This window comes from Spirosoma flavus, from assembly GCF_054778555.1.
In genome coordinates this window covers 1469188-1492476 of record NZ_BAAGZL010000002.1, presented here as the reverse complement: position 1 = coordinate 1492476, position 23289 = coordinate 1469188, and the positions used below count along the sequence as shown (strand labels likewise).

Annotated in this window: 17 protein-coding genes and 1 tRNA gene; 12 read left to right on the top strand and 6 right to left on the bottom strand. The window is 49.5% G+C overall.

All coding sequences use genetic code 11. The features are described 5' to 3' along the window. Positions 1 to 21 precede the first annotated feature (21 nt). The 9 genes from ACYVF1_RS15100 (at position 22) to ACYVF1_RS15060 (ending at position 12747) form a co-directional block, all read left to right on the top strand. Positions 22 to 618, top strand: coding sequence for an RNA polymerase sigma factor (locus ACYVF1_RS15100; RefSeq protein ID WP_461080130.1), 597 nt, complete (start codon positions 22 to 24; stop codon positions 616 to 618). Between the two features lie 38 nt (positions 619 to 656). Then, a complete protein-coding gene (locus ACYVF1_RS15095; RefSeq protein WP_461080128.1) occupies positions 657 to 1772 on the top strand; it encodes a FecR family protein in 1116 nt (371 codons plus the stop codon). 119 nt (positions 1773 to 1891) lie between these two features. Beyond that, positions 1892 to 5392: a SusC/RagA family TonB-linked outer membrane protein gene (locus tag ACYVF1_RS15090; protein ID WP_461080126.1), complete on the top strand. Its 3501-nt coding sequence runs from the start codon at positions 1892 to 1894 to the stop codon at positions 5390 to 5392. A 45-nt stretch (positions 5393 to 5437) separates the two neighbouring features. Further along, positions 5438 to 6967: a SusD/RagB family nutrient-binding outer membrane lipoprotein gene (locus ACYVF1_RS15085; RefSeq protein WP_461080124.1), complete on the top strand. Its 1530-nt coding sequence runs from the start codon at positions 5438 to 5440 to the stop codon at positions 6965 to 6967. Between the two features lie 29 nt (positions 6968 to 6996). Beyond that, positions 6997 to 7764 (top strand): HpcH/HpaI aldolase family protein, encoded by a 768-nt coding sequence (locus ACYVF1_RS15080; protein ID WP_461080122.1) that lies wholly within the window; start codon positions 6997 to 6999, stop codon positions 7762 to 7764. A 75-nt stretch (positions 7765 to 7839) separates the two neighbouring features. Next, positions 7840 to 9267: a GntP family permease gene (locus tag ACYVF1_RS15075; RefSeq protein WP_461080120.1), complete on the top strand. Its 1428-nt coding sequence runs from the start codon at positions 7840 to 7842 to the stop codon at positions 9265 to 9267. An 89-nt stretch (positions 9268 to 9356) separates the two neighbouring features. Continuing rightward, entirely contained in the window at positions 9357 to 10223 is an 867-nt protein-coding gene (locus ACYVF1_RS15070; RefSeq protein WP_461080118.1) for a 2-hydroxy-3-oxopropionate reductase, read from the top strand. Positions 10224 to 10241: 18 nt separating this feature from the next. Next, entirely contained in the window at positions 10242 to 11357 is a 1116-nt protein-coding gene (locus ACYVF1_RS15065; protein ID WP_461080117.1) for a mannonate dehydratase, read from the top strand. Between the two features lie 97 nt (positions 11358 to 11454). Next, positions 11455 to 12747 (top strand): enolase C-terminal domain-like protein, encoded by a 1293-nt coding sequence (locus ACYVF1_RS15060; RefSeq protein ID WP_461080116.1) that lies wholly within the window; start codon positions 11455 to 11457, stop codon positions 12745 to 12747. Positions 12748 to 12853: 106 nt separating this feature from the next. Here ACYVF1_RS15060 and yiaA read toward each other — a convergent pair whose 3' ends face one another. From yiaA to ACYVF1_RS15045, 3 genes are all read right to left on the bottom strand, one after another. Then, the gene (yiaA, locus tag ACYVF1_RS15055; protein WP_461080114.1) at positions 12854 to 13243 is read right to left on the bottom strand and encodes an inner membrane protein YiaA; all 390 of its coding nucleotides are present in this window, start codon (positions 13241 to 13243) and stop codon (positions 12854 to 12856) included. A gap of 78 nt (positions 13244 to 13321) precedes the next feature. Next, positions 13322 to 13930 (bottom strand): CbrC family protein, encoded by a 609-nt coding sequence (locus ACYVF1_RS15050; RefSeq protein WP_461080112.1) that lies wholly within the window; start codon positions 13928 to 13930, stop codon positions 13322 to 13324. A 12-nt stretch (positions 13931 to 13942) separates the two neighbouring features. After that, positions 13943 to 14950 (bottom strand): ankyrin repeat domain-containing protein, encoded by a 1008-nt coding sequence (locus ACYVF1_RS15045; protein WP_461080110.1) that lies wholly within the window; start codon positions 14948 to 14950, stop codon positions 13943 to 13945. Positions 14951 to 15170: 220 nt separating this feature from the next. Between ACYVF1_RS15045 and ACYVF1_RS15040 the strand changes: the two genes are divergently transcribed. From ACYVF1_RS15040 to ACYVF1_RS15030, 3 genes are all read left to right on the top strand, one after another. Next, positions 15171 to 15244: transfer RNA gene (locus tag ACYVF1_RS15040), tRNA-Arg, on the top strand. Positions 15245 to 15610: 366 nt separating this feature from the next. After that, complete coding sequence (locus ACYVF1_RS15035; RefSeq protein WP_461080108.1) at positions 15611 to 15880, top strand: hypothetical protein; 270 nt, start codon at positions 15611 to 15613, stop codon at positions 15878 to 15880. Positions 15881 to 16105: 225 nt separating this feature from the next. Continuing rightward, entirely contained in the window at positions 16106 to 16369 is a 264-nt protein-coding gene (locus ACYVF1_RS15030) for a hypothetical protein (protein ID WP_461080106.1), read from the top strand. Between the two features lie 163 nt (positions 16370 to 16532). Here the strand turns inward: ACYVF1_RS15030 and ACYVF1_RS15025 are convergent, their stop codons facing one another. From ACYVF1_RS15025 to ACYVF1_RS15015, 3 genes are all read right to left on the bottom strand, one after another. Continuing rightward, positions 16533 to 18176 (bottom strand): hypothetical protein, encoded by a 1644-nt coding sequence (locus ACYVF1_RS15025; protein ID WP_461080104.1) that lies wholly within the window; start codon positions 18174 to 18176, stop codon positions 16533 to 16535. Between the two features lie 146 nt (positions 18177 to 18322). Then, positions 18323 to 21043 (bottom strand): hypothetical protein, encoded by a 2721-nt coding sequence (locus ACYVF1_RS15020; protein WP_461080102.1) that lies wholly within the window; start codon positions 21041 to 21043, stop codon positions 18323 to 18325. Between the two features lie 4 nt (positions 21044 to 21047). Further along, positions 21048 to 23282 carry a hypothetical protein gene (locus ACYVF1_RS15015; protein WP_461080100.1) on the bottom strand — a complete coding sequence of 745 codons (2235 nt, stop codon included), beginning with the start codon at positions 23280 to 23282 and terminating at the stop codon, positions 21048 to 21050. Positions 23283 to 23289 lie beyond the last annotated feature (7 nt).

Below are 23289 nucleotides of genomic sequence, written 5' to 3'. Positions count from 1 at the left end.
GTATAAAGCCACCGTACGAATATGAGCAGACGGTTACCCCAACTCGAAGCACAACAACTTTGGCAGGATTATCAGGCGGGCGATATGTATGCCCTGGCGAAGCTCATGCAGGGGTATTATCCCGACCTGTTTCATTGGGGAATGCGGCTCCACGCCGACCGGGAATTTGTGAAAGATTGTATTCAGGAGATGTTCATGAATCTCTGGAAAATGCAGGCATCGATCCGGCCGGTTGAAAATGTGCGGTCGTATTTACTGGTAGTGCTCAAAACACGAATTCTGCGCGAATTATCGGCTAAACAGCCTACGTATCAGGCGGCATTACCCGACGAATATGAATTTTCGGTTGAGTTTGCCGCTGACGTTCGGCTCATTGAAGAGGAACACGAAATCTATCAAATCCGTCGGTTGGAGCACGTTATCAATCACCTGCCCGAACGTCAGAAAGAACTCATTTATCTTCGGTTTTACCAGAACCTGAATTTCGAACAGATTGCCGAAGTGATGCAGCTTGGTCGGCAATCGGTTTATAATCTGCTGCAAAAGTCCCTGAACAGCCTCCGCAAAAACTGGACTGCCAGCCTCCTGGGGTTCACGATGTACTGGCTCACTACGTAGTATCACCGCACATGCGAAACCGAACATTGTAAACGGAGATGAAAAATTACGACGCATACGGGACTGAAGATTTTATTCAGGACGAAGATTTTCGCGACTGGGTCCAGGGACGTAGCAGTCAGGAAACGTTCTGGCTTTCGTTTCTCCAACTCTATCCACGCCAAAAAGAAGCTTTTCAGTTGGCCGAACGGTTCATTCGGGCAGCTTCCGTTACGTCCGACGAAATCGGTGAAGCCGAAATTCGTAAAGAGACCGAACAGTTTCTGGAAAAAGCGGCTGCGTATATACCACACCGTAAGGGTAGCGATTTGTCGATACGTAGTGTTAAGAATCCACTAATAAGCCGCCAACGGACAGGTAAACGCGTTGTATTAGCGATGCTGATGGTTGTGCTGGTCGGTTTGAGTTGGTACGTTACCCATGATAGTCCGACCCCGCTCTTACCCCGTTTGGCGAATCATTCGGTTACAAATCAATTAGTCGAAACCGCAAATGATACGCAGCAACCGTTACGTGTGGTGCTGGGCGATAGTTCCGAGGTTTTGTTAAGTCCGAAAAGCCAGCTACGTTACCCGTCGCAGTTTACGGGCGCTACCCGGACGGTGTACCTGAAAGGGGAGGCTCAATTCGCGGTAAAGCGTCGTAATCAGCCCTTTATGGTATATACCGGCGATATGGTGACGAAAGTGCTGGGTACAAAATTTGTGGTCCGGGCGTTCGACCTCGATAAAAAATTTACGGTGCAGGTGCTGTCAGGTAAGGTTTCGGTTTATAAGCCGTCGCCTGATCGATCGCCCAACACCAAGGAGGTGAACGGCCTGATTCTACACGCCAACCAGGCCGCTATTTTCGAGAAAAGCGATGGTAATCTGACTAAAACACTAGTGGCCAATCCAACGCTGACGACGCCGAAAATCGCTGAAAACCAGTTTGTATACGATGAAGTGGCGTTACCTGTCATTTTGCGGGACGTTGAACTGAGTTACGGCATCCCGATTCAGTTTGATGAGCAAAGTTTTGAGGCCTGTAAAATTACGGCGACGCTGACAAATGAGTCGCTTTATGAAAAACTGGACGTCTTGTGTAAGGCGGCTTCGGCTAGCTACGAAATCACTGATGGCCAGATTGTTATTAGCCGCAAAAGCTTTCGGTAGAAGGCCCCGACAGGCTCTGGCTGTCGGTTGTAGCTACTGAATTAGTCGCTAGCGCGACGCCGATAGCCGGAGCCTGTCGGGACCATTAATACCCTGAACCTTTAACCTCTGCCATACTCATGAAAAAAATCCTCTCCAGACAAATCTGGGCTACGATCATGAGGTTTTCACTAACCCAAAGTTTAGTAATGCTCTTCGTGGTAGGCGTATCGTATGCCTATCCGTCAAATGCGCAGGATTATCTGCGCCGACGCCTAACGCTTCACGTAGATAATCAGGAAATTAAAAAAGTGCTGACTGATATCGAGAAAGCGACAGGTGTGCAGTTTGTGTACAGTACGGAAGTGATAGAGCCGAAGCAGAAAATCACCATTCAAGCCAATAACGCTACGTTAGAGGAAGTGTTAATACGTTTCTTCAAGCCTCTGAAAGTGAATTACGAACTAGTCGGACGCAAGCTGGTTTTATCGGCTATTGCTCCCGCTACGTCCCAAACGGGCATGATTGAATCGATTGAACCGGATTTGGTTACCGATCCTAAACGGATGGTGTCGGGAAAAGTAACCGACGAGAAAGGAGCGGGTTTGCCGGGCGTGAGCGTACTGATAAAAGGTTCGCAACGGGGGACTACTACGTCATCTGAAGGTACGTTTCAACTTGATGTTCCCGATAGCGGCAATCCGGTGCTGGTCTTCAGTTTCGTTGGCTACGAAACCAAAGAAATGACGGTGGGCAATCAATCGACGTTTCAGGTATTGATGACGCCCGCTGATAAAGCGTTGAGTGAAGTTGTCGTGACGGCATTGGGCATCAAAAAGCAGGCAAAAAGCATTGGCTACGCTACGTCCACCGTTACGTCGGACCAGATTACGGTGAACCGGACGGCGAATTTTATGAATTCACTTCAGGGGAAGATTCCGGGTGTAAACATTACGTCGCTGGGAACCGGCCCGGCTGGTACGTCCAAAATTCGGATTCGGGGGCAGTCGTCGTTTGGTGGCAATAACTCTCCGCTGATTGTGGTAAATGGTGTTCCGATTGATAATACAAACTACGGTGCGCGGGGCGACGTATCAGAAAAAGGCAGCAACCGTACTTCCGACGGTGGCGACGGTTTGAGCAGCATCAACCCCGACAACATCGAAACGATGACGGTGCTAAAAGGGGCGGCAGCTTCGGCTTTGTATGGCTCACGGGCGAAGGATGGGGTTATCATGATTACGACCAAAAACCGCGGTTCTGGCTCAGGGATTGGTCTGGAATATAACTCCAATTTCACCAGCGAAACCCCGCTCGATTATACGGATTATCAATACGAATACGGTCAGGGTGAAAACGGCGTTCGGCCAACGGCACCATTTCCTACGTCGGGTCAGTGGAGCTTCGGAGAGAAGTTTCAGCCGGGTATGACCCAAATTTTGTTCGATGGGGTAGAGGTTCCCTACGTACCGCAGCGAAATCAGATAACGAAGTATTATCAGAAAGGACAAACCTGGACCAACACCATTAGTCTGTCGTCTGGGGGCGAATTTGGCGGTTTCAACCTGTCCATCTCCAATCTCGACAACCGGCTTATTCTCCCTGGTTCGAGCTATAATCGCAAAACCATTAACTTGGGGTTTACACAGACGCTGGCTAAAAAACTGACCATTTCGGGAAACGTCAACTATTCGAACGAATTCCGGAAAAACCCGCCGAATATCGCAGAGCAGGACTATAGCCCGGTGGTAATCTTCAATATGGCGAACTCAATGCCGCTGGATTTATTGCAAAAATATGCGACAGATGCCAACGGAAACGAGGTGGTCTGGTCGCGTTTTACCAACCGAACCAACCCGTATTTTGCCCTCCAACGCTTCGATAACATACGTAACGACCGGGTTTTCGGTAACCTGACCGCCCGCTACAATTTCACCGACTGGCTGTTTTTGCAGGCTCGGGTAGGGCAGGACTATTACGCCCGCGAGCAGGATTATAACCTGCCAACCGGAAGTCAGCGTCAGCCAGCAGCCCCGGCGGGTTTTGTGAATGGACAGTACACGCAGGATTCGCGGATGGTTCGCGAACTCAACACCGATTTCCTGATTGGGGCCAATCGCACCTTTGGGTCAATCGGCGTCAATCTGAACGCAGGGGGGAACCAGATGTACCGACGTATCAGTCGGCATAACGTATTTGTGCAGGATTTTTACACGCGCGGCCTGTATACCATCGGCAACGGTCGCCAGCGCGACGCTACGTATGATTTTTCGGAGCGTCAGGTAAACTCGTTATATGGATCTGCCGAAGTATCGTACAAAGACTTTCTGTTTTTGAACGGAACGGTACGTAACGATTGGTTCTCAACGCTTTCGCCCGCCAATCGGAGCATTTTGTACCCATCGGTAACGGCGAGTTTTGTGGTTTCACAGGCGTTTGCACAGAGCTTGCCGAACTGGATTTCGTTTGCAAAAATCCGGGCCGCCTATGCCGAAGTGGGTAGTGATACTGACGTGCAGCCGTATTCCAATAACCTGTTCTACGGCATCAATGCCCAGCAGTTTCCGTCGCCAAGCGGGGCGGCTCAGCCCCTGGCAACCATCAGCGGCTCAACGGTTCCCAACGCGAATCTTCGCCCGATGCGCGTCTCTGAAAAAGAGTTCGGGCTGGAGTTGCGGCTCTTCAACAACCGGGTAGGTTTTGATTTTACGTACTACGATAAACTCTCGTCAGACCAGATTCTGCGCGCGCAAACCTCCGACGCGGGAGGATATTTGTCGCAACTCATCAACGTAGGACAAAGCCGGAATCAGGGCTTGGAAATGCTGGTGACGTTTACGCCCCTGAAAACGCCAAACTTTCTGTGGGACGTGAACCTAAACGCGGCTTACAACAAAACAAAAGTACTTGATTTAGGCCCCAGCGTCGCTGATAACATGATAACCGTTGGAACCGGCGAATTTACCGGTGAACTTCGGCAAGTAGTAGGTCTGCCGATGGGTCAACTCTACGGCTTTGGGTATCTGAGAGATGCGCAGGGACGTCAGGTGTTCGACGCTGGGAATGGACGACCGTTGCGTACGGCCACCCAGATTCCATTTGGAAGTGCGTTACCGTTGTGGGTAGGTGGTATCACGAATAGTTTTACGTATAAAGGCATCAGTTTGTCGTTCCTGATTGATTTCAAACTAGGTGGTAAAATGATTTCGGGCACGAACCACAATGCCTGGCGACACGGCCTCCATAAGGCAACGCTGGTGGGCCGGGCTGAAAATTTTGTGATTGGGGATGGTGTAAATCCAAATGGCGAAGTCAACAAAACGAAGTCGGGTGTGCAGGCTTATTACGAAACAGTACGTTCGCAAAACATCGCCGAAGAATTTGTTTACGACGCTGGTCTGTGGCAGTTGCGGCAGATAACCATCGGCTACGATTTCTCGAAATTTCTGCCCTCAACAGTTCCGTTTATCAAAGGCATTCGCCTGAATGCGGTGGCGAACAACGTAGCGGTCATCAAGAAATGGGTGCCCAATATTCATCCTGAACAATTCGGCTTTCCCTCCGATAACCTGATTGGACTGGAAGCAACTGGCTTGCCCGTCACACGTAGCATCGGCTTCAATCTGAACGTCAAATTTTAACAGCACTTCGGCAGACTATTTTGTGAATATCTAAAACAGACTATCATGAAAACTTTCCATAAATACCTTTCTGTGGGTGTGCTGAGTGCGTTTCTGCTAAGCTCCTGCGATAAAGGTTTCGATCAGATGAACGTCAACCCGATAGCCCTGACGGCCGTAGATCCCGGTTTTCAGTTGAACACGGCTATCGTGAACAGCGCCCCCGCTTACGGCAATCTGAGTTATGAGACTACCATTGTAAAACAGATGATTACGCCGTTCAGTGGGCAGGGTTCGGCGGCTAATTTCAATCAGGATAACCGAAGCGTGGCGGCTGGTAACTGGAATTCGTATTACCAGACCAACATCAAGGAACTGACGGACGTGATCGCCAAAACCAAGTCGGATGCGGCACGTAGCAACCTGTACAACATGGCCCGAATCTGGCGGGCGTACACGTTCATGCTCCTGACCGATACGTATGGCGACATTCCGTATACACAGGCCGGAAAAAGTTATCTCGAAGGTGTCGTAACGCCCGTGTACGATACGCAGGAGTCGGTTTACAACGACATTTTGGCCGAACTGGATGGCGCTTCGGCCGCAATGGATGCCGCAAAGGCGAAAGTTGCCACCGACGTAATGTACGATGGAGATGTAGTGAAGTGGAAACGACTGGGTTACTCGCTGCTGCTACGTGCCGCCATGCGACTATCGAAAGTAAACCCGACCAAAGCGGCTGAATACGTAACGAAAGCTGTTGCGGGTGGCTTGATGCAGTCGAACGACGATAATGCGGTCATCCGGCATACGGCAAGTTTTACAAATCCTGTTGGTTCTCAGTTGAATGGCGGCCAGTCGGCTTTCTTTTATCTGGCTGAAGATTTCGTTACGTACCTAAGCAAAAACAATGACCCTCGACTTGCTTCCATTGCCGTTCGTTACGTCGGTGCTACCAGTGGTGCACAGCAGGTTGAGTCCAGAGCCAATCGCACGCCAGCCGCTCAGATTGGCGCGCCGTTGGGCTTCGATAACACAACCATCAGTTCGGCAGTAACGGCGAGCAAACTGGCTAGCCTGTGGGACTACAGCCAGCTCGACCGGACCCGCATGGCTAGTTTGCTCGCGCCTAGCTTCCTCGTTACGTATGCCCAAACTCAACTGCTTCTGGCTGAAGCCGTATTTCGGAAATGGACAACTGGTGATGCGGCTGCTTTATTCGCCAATGGTATTCGGTCGCACATGCGGCAGTTCGCTAGTTATGGCGCCAGCACGGCCATTTCCGATGCGGCTATCAATACCTACGTAACGGCTAATCCGCTGACGGCGGGTAAAGAACTGGAGCAAATCAACACACAGTACTGGGTGGCGTCGTTCCTGATCGGTCCCGAAACATGGGCCAATTTCCGACGTAGCGGTTTTCCGGTTCTGACGCCTAATCCATACCCCGGCAGCGACCTGAAAACCGAGCCGTTCATCCGCCGACTGACGTACACAGACGCCGAATTGAACGTCAATAAAACGAACGTACAGCAGGCCATAAGCCGCCAGGGACCGAATCTATTAGACACCCGCATTTGGTGGGATAAAAAGTAAAGCCTTCATCTGCCTGCCTTTACCTGTACATGAAAAATCTGAAAAAACGACTGCAACAGGGAGAAACCCTCAACGGGTGCTGGTTAAATCTGGGAAGTTCGCTCACCGCCGAAATTGTTGGTCAGGCCGGTTTCGACTGGGTATTGATTGACCTCGAACACGGCGCTGGTTCGGAAAAAGATGCGCTCTATCAGCTTCAGGCACTGGCTCATACGGCCGTTGGAACTATTGTTAGAGTAGAAAGTGCCGAAAGTCAGCGTATTCACCGCGTATTGGATATGGGTGCCGAAGGGATTATGTGCCCTAAAATCAGGAATCAGGACGATGCGCAGAAAGTAGTGAACGGCCTGCACTATCCACCACATGGAAGTAGGGGCGTCGCGAAGATGGTACGTGCCACAAACTTTGCGCAGAATTTCAACGAGTATTATGAAGCATCCCGCGACACAATTTTAGGTGTTGTGCAGATTGAAACTATGGAAGTGCTGAATCATCTGGACGCCGTAGCGAATATGGATGGGGTTGACGTACTGTTTATCGGGCCGGCAGATTTATCGATGGAGCTGGGGATTTTCGGTCAGTTCAACCACCCTCGTTTCAAAGAAGCCCTTCACGAAACGGTTAATGCCGCGAAGCGAGCCGGCAAAGCAACTGGAATTCTATTTTTTAACCCCGATGATTACAAAACGTATCACGATTTAGGTATTCAACTGATTGCCTGTGGGGCCGACGCTACGTTCGTGGCCGATGGCGCCCGAAGCATGGCCCAAAAGCTGAACGGATTCCGGGCTAAGTAACGCGGACATTATGTCCGCATAGTTAAGGTAGTTTTCAAATAAGAGACTATGCGGACATAATGTCCGCGTTACAATATGACAGACCCACTTTTTATTTTAGCCGTTGGTGTAATCATTGTTGTCGGGGGTATTATTGGGTTGAAACTGCACCCGTTTTTGGCCTTGCTGCTTGGCGCTTTCGTGGTGGCACTGATGACGCCCGCATCGGTCATCGAAGCATTTGCCATCTCGAAAGGAACCGCCCCGGCCGCAGCTGCTGCACTGGCTAAAAAGAGTGTCGGTGAACGTATCGCTACGGAGTTTGGCAACACTTGCGGAAAAATTGGTATCCTGATAGCCATGGCCGCGATCATCGGAAAATGCATGCTCGAAAGCGGGGCCGCCGAACGTATCATCCGGTCGATGCTACGTCTGACCGGTATCGAAAAAGCACCGATTGCGTTTCTGATTAGTAGCTTTTTCATTGGCATTCCCGTGTTTTTCGATACGGTCATTTTTCTGATGATGCCGCTCGCCAAAGCCATGACGTTACGTATCGGTAAAAATTACCTGCTGCTGGTGCTGTGTATCATGGCCGGTGCTGCCATGGCCAACTCGCTGGTGCCACCCGCGCCGGGACCGCTGTTCCTCATCGGCGAGATGAAAATTCCCATCGGCCTGATGATGATTGCCGGTACGATTGTGGGGCTATTTACCATTACGTCGGGTTACTTTTTTGCGCTGTGGGCGAACAAAAAATGGCCCATTCCGCTACGTGATTCGCTCGATGCCAAACTGGAAGACATCAAAGCCATTGCCGCCAAAGAAGACGCAAGTCTGCCTCCATTAGGCGTATCGTTGCTGCCGATTCTGATTCCGCTGGTATTTATCTGCGTCGATACGGCGTTTGGTGCGATGGACTCGGTGTCCGACTCGATGAAGCCAATTGCCCGTGTGTTTCATTTCCTGGGCGAAAAAAACCTGGCCGTTATTGCCGGTGGAGTTGCGGCTCTGCTGATTCTGGTGAGCCAGAAAAAAGGTGGTAAAGAGGGTTTGACACCGTTTGTGCAGGCGGCTCTGATGAGTGGGGGAGGTATTATTCTGATTACGGCGGCTGGTGGCGCGTTTGGCGGAATGTTACAACAATCGGGTATTAGCGGACGTATCGCCGAATTGACGAAAGGGTACCAGATGGCTTTGATTCCGATGGCGTTTTTCATCGCGGCTGTGGTCCGTACGGCGCAGGGTTCGGCAACGGTGGCGTTGATCACCGCTTCAGGAATTTTGTCGGGAATGGCGACGAATGCGCAACTGGCGTTTCACCCGGTTTATCTGGGATTAGCTATTGGTTGCGGTTCCAAACTGATTCCTTGGATGAACGACGCCGGTTTCTGGATTGTCTGCAAACTCAGTAACCTAACGGAAAAAGAAGCTCTGAAAACCATCTCGCCTTTGCTCGTGGTGATGGGACTAACGGGCCTGATTGTCATTATGATAGCGGCACAACTGTTTCCGCTGGTATAGAAAGAAGTGAACGTTCAAGATTTCAGGGCTAAGTATAAAGTATCAGCTTTTACGTCTGTATTCTGGAACTAGAACAAAATAGTAATCGAATGGAAAAAGTAGGATTTATTGGCTTGGGTATCATGGGAAAACCCATGGCGTTGAATTTGCGGAAAGCAGGCTACGACGTAGCGGTTTTGAGTCAAAGCAAAGCGGCCGATACGTTGGTGGAGGCTGGTGCACAGGTAGTTGAGAGTAGTAAAGAGCTAGCTCAACAGTGCGATATCATTATAATAATGCTGCCCGATTCGCCCGATGTGGAGCAAGTGGTAAGCGGTCCCGATGGCGTGTTGGAAGGCGTCAAATCAGGCGCTTTGTTCATCGATATGTCGACGATTGCGCCAGCTACGGCACGTAGCATTTACAAACTCATGCAGGAAAAAGGCGTCGAAGCATTGGACGCTCCCGTATCAGGTGGTCAGGTCGGCGCAGAATCCGCTTCGTTGTCAATTATGGTGGGTGGGAGTGAAGTGGCTTTTGCGCGGGCGTTGCCGTTGTTTCAAGCGATGGGCAAAAACATCATACATATTGGCGAACCTGGTGCTGGTCAGACTACCAAAGCCTGCAACCAGATGATTGTTGGTATTACGATTCAGGCAGTTGCCGAAGCGTTTGCCTTGGCCGAAAGAGCGGGCGTCAATCTGGAGAAAATGCGGGAAGTGCTGTTGGGCGGTTTTGCGCAAAGCCGCATTCTCGACCTGCACGGAAAACGCATGATCGACCGAAATTTTGCGCCTGGATTCAAAATTAAACTGCACAAAAAAGATATGGGTATTGCCTTGAAAACCGGCGACGAATTTTCGGTGCCGCTTCAGGCAACAGCCCTGGTTGCCAATCAGATGCAAGCCGCTGTCGAGGGCGGAAACGGCGAATTAGACCATAGCTCGCTGCTGTTATTGCTGGAGAAAAAAGAATAATACCTAACGCTTAACACGATGAAACGGAAGAATTTTATTCGAACACTTGCGGCTGGCTCAGTCGGAGCGGTTGTTTGGGAACCGGAAGCTGCCAAAGCCGGGAACGTAGCGAAACCGAAGAAAGTGCTGATGAAAGTCGGCTGTCAATCTGGTGGAACATCCATTGAAAATCTGGAATTTAAGGCGCGTCATGGCGTCTATAATCTGGACGGTGGAGCGCCTAAAACCATTCCGGGCAAAGGGTGGGATCTGGAAGATTCGCTACGTAAGAAAGAAGCCTGCGAAAAGTACAGTATCAGTCTGGATGCGTACCATTTTCCATTGGCTTCCTCGGGCATCGACAGAGCTGAGTATCCAAACATCATGCTTGGTAAAAGCCCGGAACGCGATCGCGAAATCGAAATTCTTCAGCAAATGATTCAGGTGGCGGGCAAAACCGGGATTAAAGTCCTGAATTACAACACAACCATTTTGCCTGTGCTACGTACCGGACGCACTACCGATCCAAAACGGGGTAATGCTACGTATAGTACCTGGAATTACGAAGAAGCAATAAAGCAAAATCACCCAAAAACGGTGGCAGGTGACGTAAACATTGAGCAGATGTTCGAACGTATCACCTACCTGCTCGACCGAATTCTGCCGGTTGCCAAAGAGTATAAAGTGAAAATGGCCAACCACATTGCTGATCCTCCAACACCGGTTGGATACAGGGGTATTACGCGTTGGAATAGTCCGGACGTATTTAAAGGTATTCAGCGTTTTGCTAAACTGTATGATTCTGAATACCACGGGTTTAATTTGTGTCTCGGTTCCATCGCTGAAGGGCTGAAAGACCCGAAAACTGAAATTTTGCCGATCATCAAATGGGTAGGGGAGCGCAACCAGATTTTCAACATCCACATGCGTAACATCAAAGGCGGCTGGAACAATTTTCAGGAAGTTTACCCCGACAATGGCGACATGAACTTTCTGCACGTAGTACGGGCGTTACGTGATGTGGGCTACTCAGGCATGGTTATGCCCGATCACGTACCGCACCATGCCGCAGCCGGCAGCGATTTGCAGGCATTCTCGTTCTGCTACGGCTATATCAAAGGACTGATTCAGACCGTTAGCGACGAAGCCGCTTAAATTTATGTATGATGTTTGAGGTATGATGTATGAGAAAGTAGATTCTTCAGACTTTTCATATATCATACCTCAAACATCATACATTTTTCTATAAACTATGGGGCCAAAGATTAAGGAAATTCATATTACGCCCATTGCCATTGTCGACCCGCCTTTGCTGAATGCGGCCGGCCTTCATGCGCCGTATGCATTACGTACCATCGTTGAGTTGGTGACTGACGATGGTATTTCAGGTATCAGCGAGATTCCCGGAAATAAAGATATCGACGTAGCACTGGAAGAATCGATCCGTTTGCTGGTCGGGAAAGACGTATTTCAGCTCAACGACATTCGGCAGGTACTGGTCAACCATTTCGGGACAGAAGGGATGGTGAAACGGGGCGAAACGCCCTGGGATCAGCGCAAACTGGTGCATGTTTTCAGCTCCATCGAAGTGGCTTGCCTGGATATTATTGGCAAAGTGACGGGCCGACCGGTAGTTGATTTACTAGGCGGAAAAATGCGGGACCGTGTTCCGTTTTCGGCCTACCTCTTTTATAAATATGAAGGTGCTGGTGGTGAACTCGGTTTCGGTACCGACCCGAATGCCACAGGCTGGGCCGCAGCCCGGCAAGCCAGCGGATTAACTCCCGCTGAAATAGTGGCTCAGGCCAAAGCCATGTGCGCCGAGTTTGGTTTTCAGTCGATTAAGCTTAAAGGGGGTGTTTTTGAACCTCAGCAGGAAGTCGACGCGATGTTTGCCTTACACGAAGCCTTTGGGCCAGACGTACCGCTACGTGTCGACCCGAATGCCATCTGGAAAGTAGAAACGGCCATCCATTATGGCAAAATGATGGAACCGATTCTGGAATATCTGGAAGATCCAGTTCGGGGGCAGGCCAATATGGCGAAGGTACGTAGTGCCCTGAAAACACCATTGGCTACCAACATGTGTACTACGTCGTTTGAGGATATTCCCAATAGTATTGCCCTTGGTTCAGAGGATATTATCCTGAGCGATCACCATTTCTGGGGTGGCCTACGTTCGTCCATGAATCTTTCCGCCATCTGTGATACGTTTGGCCGGGGCTTGTCCATGCACTCGAATAGTCACCTTGGTATTTCGCTGGCGGCTATGGTGCATCTGGGCGCAGCCTTACCACAAGTGCCGTATGCGCTGGATACACATTACCCTTGGCAGTCGGATGAGGTCATTACGTCGGGCCGGTTCAAATTTGAAGATGGAATGGTGCAGGTTCCGCAGGAGCCCGGCCTCGGCGTAGAGTTAGACCGGGAAGCGCTGGCTAAATTGCATCAAACGTATCTGGACTGCGGCCTGACCAAACGCGACGACGAGACAGAAATGCAGAAAGTGCAACCCGGTTGGAAATTCGAAACGGTACGTTGGTAATACGTTATTTGACAGCAACGTAGTATTTGTAGTAAGCCCATTACGTTCCTCCTGTAGTTCTGGAGGAACGTAGTGGGCTTACTACGTTGCACTGGAATCGAACCTGCTACGTTGTCGATTGTCCGTCGCGAGTATTTTTCTGAACGGCGATAGCCGCGAACAAGGCTAATAGAAACGCGAATGCGTAAAAGCCTTTTTCGCTTGGTAATAACGTAGCATTCCAAAGCCCGACCGTGAGTAAGACAATGGCTAAAATGGTTGAGAACCAGCAGATACCGTAATAAATATCCGTAACAGGTACCCCGTCTAATCGGTCGCGAACGCTCTTCTGTACGGACACGACCGCAAAAAGACCATACATCAGCACCGTGAAATAGAAGCATTTTTCATTAAGCTGCATATCTGACCGCCACAGGCCAATCAGAAAGCCAAACATACCGGCGCCCAGCGCTAACCAGGATGCGCCGATAAACGCCATTGAGGGTTTTTGATTCATTATTTTGTAGTGATTAAGTAAGTGAAGCGGGTAGTGAATTATTATGATTTGGAAAATGATACGTATTGAGAAAGGGGCTTATTCTGAGTCCCAAATGGTTTTGATTTTATCAGAATGCAGACTTTTGAACACGTAAAAAAGTGTGCCGTACTCGCTGCTGTCCTGATAGTCTTTAATCGCTTTCTCCGGCAGATACTCATTCCACAACTCATCCGCATCCATATCGTCGGAATCCGTTGTGATTGATTGAATGAAGAGCCGTTTTCCCCGGCCATCGGGAGCTAGTTTTTTGTAAAGTGCCTGAGAGCCATAGCCAATAAACCGGCAATAATCGCCATCTGAACAGGGCCACAGCCAGTCTTGCCAGCTTATAAGTTGAGGGGTGGTTTTCTCAAGCTCATTTGTTTTCTGGTTTACTACGTTCGCGATATCTGGCCAGCTCAAGCTGGGATTCAACTGGCGAAGTTGCTGCTTCAGACGGGCAGTATCCCCCTCGCAGGTGGAAATGGAACGACCCATCAGTTTGCCATTCCCTAAACAGTCGGGGCATATTGCGTCAATCGTTTCTTCCCCGTAAAAACCAGCTGCATCGAAGCAATCTTTAACGAGTCCGCAGGTAGCGCAGGCAACTTTATTCGTTATAAAACCTACGTACAATTCTGGATTCGCGAAATATTTGAAGTCCATAAGGGATATATTTTATAATCGATTTTTACCCTTTGGATCCTTTTCCTGAAGAAACGTTTTCAATTGCAAAAACTCTGGAGGAGTAGAACGCATTTGCTCATAAGTCCTGGTATTCTGCTCAATCAATTCAGTAAAAGTTAAATTTTGAGGACTTTTAAATGAAATGTCAGCTCCCTTCGCTAGCAATAGTTGACAAATGTCCCACAACTCCATTCGGCCGGCAGCTAGCAACGCGCTGTGTCCTCGAAGCCAACTTGTATCCGTAGACGGAAATTCGCAGTTTGGATTGGCCCCATGTGTGAGTAATACATTTATTTTCTCCGTGCGATCGGTCGGATAATCCAGAACGGCCAATAATAAAGGAAGACCCGAAGCGGTTTGCTCATCTGGACTAGCGCCATGTTCAAGCAATAGCGAAAGCAGTTGGGCTGAACATTCACGGCCGACCAGCGCGTGAGTTGGAATATGGTCAGGCGTATTGATTTGGACAGAAGCCCCTTTTTGAAGAAGCTGAGAAACACACTGTATAGCAGCTTTTGGGTTATCATTATTAACCGCTTTGATAGCCGCAAAATCAAGCAACGTAGTGTTTTCGTTTCCGACTTCGTTCAGGAAAGGCGTCGGTTGGTTTAGCAGCGTTTGTAAACGTGCCATATCCAGATTGGCGATTGCGTTAGCAATTTGTTGACGGGGTAAATCCTCGAAGTAATAACTACCATTCGCCCGTTGTTCCTCTCTTTTGTGAACCGCTGACGTTTCGTAAAGCTCACTAATTGAGTGGATTGCTCCATATAGAGTAGGCACGATCAGTAAAATAAATACTATAATTTTGACAGCGCGAAACGGTAACAAATTGGCTCCAAGTAGTATAATTAATATGAATGTGCCAGCTATCAGGTAGACAGAACCTAAAGCCCAGCCAGCAGCGTCTGTTGTTTGTTTAAGTCTGAGGGCTGAAAAGAGTATAACTAAGCCATAGAGTCCGATCAGCGACCAGTTGGAGATGTTAATGACTTTCATTCGTCAAAATTGATTTTTCGGCGTTTAGAAAGCGATCTAAAATCAATAACCGGTAGAAATGAGTAAACAGTTAACGTACCGTGCATATGAATCCCAGCGTCCTATATTGGAATAATGCTCTATTAAGCCTAATTTTGGGCTGTCAAACAGGTACGTTAGCTGTACAGCTTATTTCGGCGCTACGTAGTTTGGTGATGGTATGGCTATTAATATGTAATACGGTCCTGTAGCTCAGTTGGATAGAGCATCTGCCTTCTAAGCAGACGGTCAAGCGTTCGAGTCGCTTCGGGATCACTTGATTTTCAAAGAGTTACGACAAAAATCGTAACTCTTTTTTATTTGCATGGCCCATGTAATGGCCCACTTATTTACTGAATCAGCATTTTTTGTACTAAAAAAGACCATCCTAGTTAGAATGGTCTTTTCGAGAAATCTGGGTCAACCACTGGTAGTGCCTCCGTTTAAATTTTAATGCTTGACCGAATAAGTAATAGTTACCCGTCACAATGGAAGGGGTTTAGCTAGCCGCCCGATGAGCATTCAGCAGATTGTTGAGCTAACCGACTTGTAAGTGCCGGATGCTTACTTTTGATATGGAAAATAAGAGAATACTAGTGGTGAAAGAGTTTTGTTCAAAGCTCCCTTTAAACAGCTAGTTATATGCCCTTCATACACATTACCGCAATCAGGGATAATCAAGACGCAGATGACTTTATTATTGGAGGCAATAGCATTGAAGGGTGCTTTGGGTTACTTTCTAAATTTGTTAGTCTGGGATGTCAATTGATTACCGTTAAGCTATCGTTGGGCGAAGACTGCCTGACATTTTTACCTATTGAAGCCTTCGACGGTGAGCCAATGGAAGAAGCAATACAAGTTCTTCAACGGGAATGGGAAGCAATACTTTTTACGAATAAAAATTCAAACTGAGACACTACCCTACCGATTAAGCCATTAATTAAATGTAACTTAGACGGTTATAGGTTAATCCTTTCCATATATTCTAATGCTACAAGTCAAACTGAAGTTCGAAAAAATATTGGAGTTGTACGTTTTTAGAGTAACAGAAAGGTTTATTGATCGAGTTGACACTAAGGCTCAGGCTAAACTAATCAAGTTGTATAAGGACACCGATAAAGAAGAAAAATAAACAACATGAAAACAGGAGTTGAATTAATCGCTGAGGAGCGAGACGAGCAAATCAATAAACATGGATGGTCGGCAGAGCGCGACGACGCGAACGATAAGGGTCAGCTTACAGAGGCCGCCATTTTCGCGCTTACAGGTGACGGTGATTATTGGCCTGAAACCTGGAGTTACGAGTTTGCCGACAAAATAAACGCCAAAACGCACCTGGAAAGTCTGATTGTTGCCGGTGCATTCATTGCCGCTGAAATCGACCGTTTACTGCGCCAGTAACCTAGCAAACCACCCCCGAAACTGAAAGTACTAGCAGGATGAAGGTGAGTAGGTGTTTCATGGCGTAATTTTACACCAAAGAATTTAACAAGTTACAAATACCCAAACGGGCATAAAAAAGACCATTCTATTGAGAATGGCCTTTTAAGGCATATTACCTGTTTCACTTCTTATCCAGCAACTGGTTGACAAGCTGCTCTAAGTGGTCTATACGTTTCTGCTGTTGTTTTAGTTTTTCTTCCTGCTGTTTTGCTTTTTTATCCTGCTCAATACTGTAAAGTGTCAGTTCTTCGATCTTTTCCAGCAGTTTAGCGTCGGTCTGGTGTAGATCATTGCCCTTCTCCACCATCTCTTTAGCGGAAGGAATACCCGGCAGGTGCTCATGTTGCTGAATGTACCGTTCTACTTCCCAGAGAGGTTTCAGCGAGTAGCTTGACTTGAATACGTAGTCGCTCCAATCTGAAGTATTTTTTACGGCTACTTTTACTTTCTCGGTCAGAATACCCTCTTCGACAAATAACTTGTAACCCGATGGCGTACGGGCTACGTTACTACCAATAATGACCGCATCGTTCTGGGTGCTTTGTAGAAACGAGCCTTTGCGTTGCCAGAAAGAGTCACTTATTCCCTCACGGCTTGAACCGTTTACACTGCCTAAGATCACGTCACCCGCTGAATTGACGGTGAGGAACTTGTACTGATTCGTCACCGACGCTGGAGAGCCACTAGTTAAGTTGGTGAGCCGCAAGCCTGACTGGTTGGCAAGCCCCTGGGTAATCTCCAGTTTATTCTGAGGGGCCGAGTTGCCAATACCGACTCTGGCATCGGGTGAGCCTAGCACCACGGAATTATCCTGCGATACCACGGCATTCACCCCAATGGCTGTTGAGTTGTTGATGTTTCCGCCGGGTGTACGGGCCTGAAAACCGATGAACGTATTCTGAGAACCTAAGGCATTGCCAGAGAAGTTAGCCCCCCGGCCGATATACGTGTTGTTCAGGCCGGTGGCGTTACTGAAGCCCGAGCCATCGCCGATGAACGTATTACCCAGTCCCGAGGTGTTATTCTGGCCCGACCCATTGCCCATGAAGAGATTATAAGAGCCGTTACTGCTGGCTCCCGCTGCGTTGCCTATAAACAGGTTGCCAATGCCGGTCGTATTGGTGTAGCCCGCCTGATAGCCGATAAAAACGTTGTTACTGGCAGTCGTATTGCTGAAACCAGCCTGCGCCCCTACAAACACATTGGCTTTGGCAGTCGTGTTGGCAAAGCCCGCGTAATACCCCAGAAAGGCGTTATTGCTACCACTTGTATTGGAAACGCCCGCGTAATAGCCCAGAAAGGAATTCTGGTCCCCCGTGGTATTGTAGCCGCCTGAACCAGCGCCCACAAAGGCATTATAACTGCCGGTGGTATTATTGTATCCCGCATTAGCGCCCAAAAACGAATTATTGGTGCCCGTAGTATTAAAGTATCCCGCATTAACGCCCAAAAACGAATTATTGGTGCCCGTAGTATTATTGTAACCCGCATGGTCGCCAATAAAGGCATTACCACTCGCAAAGGTGGTTTGCTGGCCTGCTGCATAACCCACAAATACATTAGCATTACCCCTGTTGAGCTGGCCGGCAAAAGCGCCCAGCGTTACGGTATGGAACCCTCCGCTCGTACCGGCATAGGCACCTAGGGTAATGTTAGACTGACCATCGGCATTAGTCGATCCTGTGTAGTAGATACTTTGGGTTTGCTGAGCCAGGACGGGTGTGGCGCAGATAGCTGCCCCAAGAAGAAGAAGAGTTGGTTTCATAAAGCCAAAGAGTTAGTCTTTATCAAATCTAGCTTATAATCAGTCTAGTTCAGACTCTGTTTATTTACCGGTACGAACTGGCAGGCTGACTAAAAAAAGCCCCAACCAGCTGGAAGGAGCTTTTACTATATCTGGGTCAACCCATTTTAAGGCTTCTTAATCCGTTTCAGTTTAATTGTCGTATTGGTCGGCATGCCATCTTTACCGCCAATGGCTACGTGGCTGATAATGCCGTTCCAGTTGGCATCGGCCGTATTTACCGTATAGGTACGTTCGACACCGTCAGCCTGCACCGTGAAGTATTTAAAATACTCATACTGACCTTTCTTGCCGGGTTTGCCCCAGATGAATTTTAGGTCCTGATTGCCGCCGTTGCCCTGTACAGCGATGGTGAACTGAATCTGAGTAATGCCCGATGCCTGCCAGGCCCGGTGCGGTGAGTTCACCCGCGCTGTATTGTAAGCCGCATTATCGTGGTTAGGTGTACCGACTTCAAACACGATATCACTGCCGACCTTCTTCATAGCAGCATCTTTCGAAAACCATTGCGGATCGACGGCCCCACCAAACACGAAATCAAAACTCTGATCGGCTCCACCCAACGTAGCAATCTCAGCCAATGCGTCTGATTTACTACCCAGAATCATATAGCCGGTATCGATGGTTTTGGTACCGACATCATCATAGTTGTTTTCGGGACAGGCGACCAGATAAGCGGATACCCCGCTGTTCCATTCACCCCCTTCGCCAAATTTTTGCCAGGATTTGAACGCTGAGTTTTGAGGCGTGAAATACGTAACGCCCTGCGAAAAGTCACCGTTGTAGGTACCTGCCCAGCAGGCATCGGTTAGGAACGTATCACTGAAGTTTTCGACACCCGGCGCACTCGTGCCAAGTCCGGTACGCATATCATATTCACTGCCATTGATCTTCGTGCGGTGCTGGTTAAAGTCGCCAATGTTGTAAAGCGATTGCTTTTCCTGCTCCTGACCATGCCAGATACGTTGTTCGGTAATGTAGCTGGCTCTGGCTTCGACGACCGCTCGGGCTTTGTAGCAGATCCGTTTACCCACTAACCACCATTCCAGATCGACAACGATATTACCCGGCTCATTCTGCCAGTTCCAGAATAAGCCCCGTTGCTTGACGCAAAACACCTGACCGCGCGCAGAATCGTTTAGAACCGCCGATTTGATTACGATACCGGGCGTGTACCACGGCGCATCGGAGCCGCCCGGTACGGGATTGGCACCGGTACCCACTTTGGTAACACCATTGATGGTAAAGACTCGTTTCGGGTTGGCGTACAAACTAACCTGCCATTGTACGCCTTTATCCGAAAACTGATTGTTGACCTGCTGATCACAGATGACGTTCCGGTTGTTGGTTTTCAGAGCCGCCCAGGTTGGACAACCGCCGACCGACTTCTTGAACTTCATGATCACCTGCGTATTCTCGATCTGCTTCTCATCGGCACCAATCCAGCCCTGATCCTCATAATTCAGAAAACCATCCGCATCGACGTTGCCCGAACTGCCTCCACCACCCGGCGTAGTAGTAGTTACCTTCAGTTTTTCCAAGAAACGAGCGGCTAATTCGGCGTGGCCAGCGTCGTTCCAGTGTTTGGCAATAAACGGATTGCTGAAGCTGTGGTTTTCGTATTCAGGCTTATCGCGAATATCATCCAGATTGATAAACTCATACCCCTTACTTTGGGCATACTGACGCTGGCCAGCATTCGAATTACTGTTACCGCTCCACGTACTATTACGGAACATGATGACGCAGTTCGATGTCTTGCTGATACCATTAATCAGTTTGGTCATCTCCTGTTCGAACACCGCCTGATTCCACTGGGAATCGTCGAAGTTTTCGCCCCCGCTGATGATGATCAGATCGACCGGCTCATAGCCAAAACCTTCATGGCCGATGCCGTTGTAAAAGCCGTCGTAATTGAAGGCGTTCAGGTAGCAGCCAGGCGAACCCGGCTGACACCGCTCGAAGGACGCATAATCGCCCATGACCCGAAGTTTTAGGTTTGGGCTGACTGTTTTCAGTTCTGTCCATATCTTATGGGCATAATCCGCCAGCAGGCTCATCGCGGCCATACCCCGCGGCTCCTCATCGCCTGCATTGTTTACCGGAAACCAGTCCGTCGTCGGTACCCGACCCGCTTTGGTGTACGAGTTGCCGATCACCAGCATCCGATTAAACGAACGATACGTAGTGGTCTGAGTCGGTGGATTGGTGATTGACGTCGTAAACAGCTGGACCGGGTTTGTGGTTACCGTCGGCGTAAATTCCTTGGCATCGGGAACGCCATTGAGCTGAAACGTAACCCGAATGGGCACCGATGGAACGCCCCATAATGTCCAGTCCAGACTATACCCGTCGGTGGCCTCAGGGACTTGACCTGACCCCAGAAATACACCCGTTGGCAGAGTAGGGTTTTGCGAATTGGACAGTGTAAGCGCTTGCCCATCCTGACGCTCGATTTTCATCTGGAAATTACCAATTCCACTCGCTCTGATCTGGAGTGAACCGCCGTTCCCTGAACTATAGGTGTACCGGGCCGCTAAGCCTATCGCTGAAGCGGTTGACGTAGCGCCACCTCCAGTTCCGCCCGTTGGGTACGGCGGCTGAAGTGGAGGCCGGGTTCCCGCGGGAATCGTATACAACGTACCGGTGTTAGGATCGGGTACGGTCAGCGTAAAGGCCCCGGCGCTGGCCGCGGCTTCAAAAGCAGCTTCGCCCTGCGTAGTCAGTGGATACAAATCGATATCCCGGCTGGCATAACCGACGTACAACACTTCCTGAGGAGCGGCCCGACGCCTGATTTTAACGGGTTGTTTTCCAATGGTAGCCATAAAATTAACTTGCTAAAGCGGGAGGAGTGGGATTTGAGGTGATACGTGCTTCCCGGTAATCACCCCGCCAGGTGTGGGTTTCCTGATAGGGGGCGGGTAAAATGTCGTTGAACTGGCAGTACACATCTTTGGGCACGGCACCGGCGGCACCGGCCGTTAGTTTCCAGTACTCCAGCACCGGATTGCGGCCTTCGGCCCGTAGCTGATAGCTGGGCGTGGCAGGCCCTGAGCCCTTATCGACCCAGAATTTGAAGTCCGTGAATTTATCTTCATCCTGACACAAATAGCAGATACGCACCCACATATACGTGTCACTCTGGTAGACAAACAGCCCCCCGCGAACCACCGGCTTGCGGGTAAACTGCTCATACTTATCCGTGGTCTGATCCAGTTCGTTTTTGAAAATCCAGAGTTTGAATTCAAGGGGCTGATAGCCGTTCTGAATGATAAAATTCAGGTTTGCCGCCCGTTGGAAGCCCTTCTGGTACATCTCAACCGAACCCCGGTATTTGGACCGCTGATTCATTTCGGCCGGTAGCGGTCCGCCGATGGTACTCCGTAGCTGGGTTTCCATCCAGCCGCGGATGTAGCCTGCATCTTCGGTAAAGAAGTAAATGCTCATGGCGTAGTTTTCCGTCCAGGGTCCGTACAACGGCCGGTTGTTGAGCTCGGTTACGTCGTCATTGGTCAGGTTATTGGCACTCATGTCAACCCCCGGCTCCACTTCGGTATCGAGTCGGAAAGCGGCACTGAAATGAATGTTTTCGTAGCCCGTTTTTCTGAAAGTAGACGGCGCCAGATGCTGACCACCCGCCCGAAAGAAGTGATTGGCTACGTGCTGGGCTTCGTTGGCATAGAGCTCAACCATAGCCCGGTAGTAATCACCCTTATAAATCAGCGTATTCTGCCCGTGCAGATTAACGTACCGTTTATCGGTTCGCCAGACCAGCTCCCCATTCTGCACGATGTAGTCAGCGCCACTTTTCTGAAACAGGGTCTGACCGTCGCTGGTACGTCGCAGGTAGGAATTCTCCCCTCCGAACGCTTTGCCTGCTCTCAGGAGTTGCCCGATCACCGTACTGTTGCTGATGGGATCGCTCTGGGAGGTGCCCCTGAGCCCTTCCAGAATTTTGCTGTAATGCATGTATTCGGGCAGGCTGTTATCGCCATTGTAGGGATAGCAGAAGAAATACGGGCTCGGATGGCAGATGCCGCCGTGATCAGTCAGGCACGTTTTCAGGGTTTTATTGCGGGGAGAAGCCGCTGCGTAATCAATCAGCGCTTTGGCAATACCGCCAATCTGGGTGTACCATTTTGCATAGGAATTATCTTGTTCCGCGAAAACTTCCTGATTGATGGAGAAGTACTCCACACCACCGCCTTTCCAGTCATCCTGTTGAAACGTAGCGTAAATTTTCTCTGCATACTTCTGGAAGGCCAGCTGGTTATCCATAAAGTAATGCAGGCCATTATAGCCATTGTCCGGCCCGTTCGACTGACGGGATGACCAGTTGAACAGCTGCTGAGCCGCGGCCAGATTCGCCGAACCGCCAGCGGCCTCCAGGTCCTTACCCGCCAGCCAGGCTTCGTGGTAATAGGCGGCTTCAATCGCCCGTTTATACTGGGTAGGATATACCGACTCACCCTGAAACTTGGTACTTTCCGCCAGATGGGTGAAACCCCTCCCAATCAGATCGTTATCGGCTGAGGTAGTATACAATCCACCAGGAAAGACAATAACCTTACTGAGCGTGTTGAACGTCGAAAAGCGTTTGAACAGCGCTACGTTCTGACCATCCTGCCAGGTGAAATTGTACGAATTTCCTTTCAGCCGCGGCTTGGTTTGATTGACGGCCGTTAGAATGGGGGCAGGTGTGCTGATAAACGGTTTGTTGTTTACGTCGGTCCCCGACCGGCTGAAGGCATACGACGTATCAAAACCGGATTGGGTTGTGCCGCCACCGGTTGAGCCTGGCTCAAAGGCAGCATTTTCAATATCGACGAACGTATCCCCCAACGGCGAACAGTCCCGGTTGACAAACTGCTTATTAGCCGCGGGTGTTGGTGGATTCGGCTGGGTCTGGGCGACCTTCTGAGCCGGGCTCAGCGTCTCAAACTCAGCATCACGGGCCTCACAGGTCTTCGTATCATCATAGATATCGTAACGGGTCTGGCCATTCAGCCAGCCGTCCACGGAATCACCGGTATTGGTATACGCTCTATAGGTTCGTTTTGCCATGATAAAC

Excerpts from the sequence above, each read along its gene's own strand:
- ACYVF1_RS15100 (WP_461080130.1), top strand. The coding sequence starts at position 22 with ATGAGCAGACGGTTACCCCAACTCGAAGCACAACAACTTTGGCAGGAT.
- ACYVF1_RS15095 (WP_461080128.1), top strand. The coding sequence starts at position 657 with ATGAAAAATTACGACGCATACGGGACTGAAGATTTTATTCAGGACGAA.
- ACYVF1_RS15090 (WP_461080126.1), top strand. The coding sequence starts at position 1,892 with ATGAAAAAAATCCTCTCCAGACAAATCTGGGCTACGATCATGAGGTTT.
- ACYVF1_RS15085 (WP_461080124.1), top strand. The coding sequence starts at position 5,438 with ATGAAAACTTTCCATAAATACCTTTCTGTGGGTGTGCTGAGTGCGTTT.
- ACYVF1_RS15080 (WP_461080122.1), top strand. The coding sequence starts at position 6,997 with ATGAAAAATCTGAAAAAACGACTGCAACAGGGAGAAACCCTCAACGGG.
- ACYVF1_RS15075 (WP_461080120.1), top strand. The coding sequence starts at position 7,840 with ATGACAGACCCACTTTTTATTTTAGCCGTTGGTGTAATCATTGTTGTC.
- ACYVF1_RS15070 (WP_461080118.1), top strand. The coding sequence starts at position 9,357 with ATGGAAAAAGTAGGATTTATTGGCTTGGGTATCATGGGAAAACCCATG.
- ACYVF1_RS15065 (WP_461080117.1), top strand. The coding sequence starts at position 10,242 with ATGAAACGGAAGAATTTTATTCGAACACTTGCGGCTGGCTCAGTCGGA.
- ACYVF1_RS15060 (WP_461080116.1), top strand. The coding sequence starts at position 11,455 with ATGGGGCCAAAGATTAAGGAAATTCATATTACGCCCATTGCCATTGTC.
- yiaA (WP_461080114.1), bottom strand. The coding sequence starts at position 13,243 with ATGAATCAAAAACCCTCAATGGCGTTTATCGGCGCATCCTGGTTAGCG.
- ACYVF1_RS15050 (WP_461080112.1), bottom strand. The coding sequence starts at position 13,930 with ATGGACTTCAAATATTTCGCGAATCCAGAATTGTACGTAGGTTTTATA.
- ACYVF1_RS15045 (WP_461080110.1), bottom strand. The coding sequence starts at position 14,950 with ATGAAAGTCATTAACATCTCCAACTGGTCGCTGATCGGACTCTATGGC.
- ACYVF1_RS15035 (WP_461080108.1), top strand. The coding sequence starts at position 15,611 with ATGCCCTTCATACACATTACCGCAATCAGGGATAATCAAGACGCAGAT.
- ACYVF1_RS15030 (WP_461080106.1), top strand. The coding sequence starts at position 16,106 with ATGAAAACAGGAGTTGAATTAATCGCTGAGGAGCGAGACGAGCAAATC.
- ACYVF1_RS15025 (WP_461080104.1), bottom strand. The coding sequence starts at position 18,176 with ATGAAACCAACTCTTCTTCTTCTTGGGGCAGCTATCTGCGCCACACCC.
- ACYVF1_RS15020 (WP_461080102.1), bottom strand. The coding sequence starts at position 21,043 with ATGGCTACCATTGGAAAACAACCCGTTAAAATCAGGCGTCGGGCCGCT.
- ACYVF1_RS15015 (WP_461080100.1), bottom strand. The coding sequence starts at position 23,282 with ATGGCAAAACGAACCTATAGAGCGTATACCAATACCGGTGATTCCGTG.